Source organism: Streptomyces sporangiiformans, from assembly GCF_005768555.2.
GTDB classification, from domain to species: Bacteria; Actinomycetota; Actinomycetes; order Streptomycetales; family Streptomycetaceae; genus Streptomyces; species Streptomyces sporangiiformans.
In genome coordinates this window covers 1-665 of sequence record NZ_VCHX02000201.1, presented here as the reverse complement: position 1 = coordinate 665, position 665 = coordinate 1, and the positions used below count along the sequence as shown (strand labels likewise).

Annotated in this window: 1 protein-coding gene; it reads left to right on the top strand. The window is 68.9% G+C overall.

All coding sequences use genetic code 11. The features are described from left to right. Nucleotides 1–102: 102 nt before the first annotated feature. The coding region (locus FGD71_RS34880) for an IS5 family transposase (protein ID WP_119104584.1) at nucleotides 103–665 on the top strand (563 nt) is incomplete at its 3' end.

Here is a 665-nt window from a genome sequence, read left to right as displayed (position 1 = left end):
AGTGGGTGTTCTGCGAGCGTTCGGCGGTTCTCGTTGGCTTGAGGGCGGGTTGTCCGGTTCCGGGGCTTCACGGTCGGCCGGTGGTGCGGTCTGCTGGGGAGCGTGGGCGGGCGTCAGCCGTACCCGAGTGATCTGCCGGATGAGGCATGGGAGCTGATCCGGCCGGTCATCGCGGCCTGGAAGGCGAGGCATCCCTCGGTCAGCGGGCATGCGGGCCAGTACGAGATGCGGGAGATCGTCAACGCGATCCTGTACCAGGCCCGTACCGGCTGCCAGTGGCGTTACCTCCCGCACGACCTGCCGCCCAAGAGCGCGGTGTACTACTACTTCGCCAAGTGGCGCGACGACGGCACCGCCGAGACCATCCATGACCTGCTGCGCTGGCAGGCCCGCGAAATGCGCAAGCGGCACGAGGATCCCACCGCTGTCGTCCTGGACTCGCAGACGGTACGGGCCTCGGTGAACGCGCCGAAGGACACGACCGGGCTGGATCCTGGCAAGAAGAGCCCGGGCCGCAAGCGGGGCATCGCCACCGACGTCCTCGGCCTGGTCATCGCCGTGGTCGTGGTCGCCGCGAGCGTGCACGACAACGCGATCGGCATCGCTCTGCTGGACAAGGTCGCCGCCACCGCCCCCACAGTGACCAAGAGCTGGGTGGACGCCGG